1 protein-coding gene is annotated in these 816 nt (G+C 70.8%); it reads left to right on the top strand.

Going from position 1 to position 816, the window contains the following annotated elements; translation table 11 throughout:
* A partial coding sequence (locus tag KUM32_RS37770) for an FMN-binding glutamate synthase family protein (RefSeq protein WP_217146346.1) occupies positions 1-816 on the top strand: 816 nt, incomplete at both ends.

Below are 816 nucleotides of genomic sequence, written 5' to 3'. Positions count from 1 at the left end.
CGTCGGGCTCGACCAGGCGTTCGTGGACGCGTACTTCCACGGCACCGCCACCAAGATCGGCGGCGCGGGCCTGGACGTGGTGGCCACCGAGGTCGCGGCCCGGCACGCCAAGGCGTACCCGGCCAGCGGCGTGCCCTCCGCGCACCGCGCCCTGGACATCGGCGGCGAGTACCAGTGGCGCCGCGAGGGCGAGCCGCACCTGTTCGACCCGGACACCGTCTTCCGGCTCCAGCACTCCACCCGCGCCCGCCGGTACGACATCTTCAAGCAGTACACGGAGCGGGTGAACGAGCAGTCCGAGCGGCTGATGACGCTGCGCGGCCTGTTCGGCCTCAGGTCCGAGCGGCCTTCGATCCCGCTGGAGGAGGTTGAGCCCGTCTCCGAGATCGTCAAGCGGTTCTCGACCGGCGCCATGTCGTACGGCTCCATCTCGCGCGAGGCGCACGAGACGCTGGCCATCGCCATGAACCAGCTCGGGGCCAAGTCCAACACCGGCGAGGGCGGCGAGGACCCGGAGCGGTTGTACGACCCGCAGCGGCGCTCGGCCATCAAGCAGGTGGCCTCCGGCCGGTTCGGCGTCACCAGCGAGTACCTGGTCAACTCCGACGACATCCAGATCAAGATGGCCCAGGGCGCCAAGCCCGGCGAGGGCGGCCAGCTGCCCGGCCACAAGGTCTACCCGTGGGTGGCCAGGACCCGGCACTCCACGCCCGGCGTCGGCCTCATCTCGCCGCCGCCGCACCACGACATCTACTCCATCGAGGACCTCGCCCAGCTCATCCACGACCTGAAGAACGCCAACCCGCGGGCCCGCAT

It is taken from the genome of Streptomyces sp. AC627_RSS907 (genome assembly GCF_019049165.1).
This window is presented reverse-complemented; position numbering and strand designations above follow the sequence as displayed.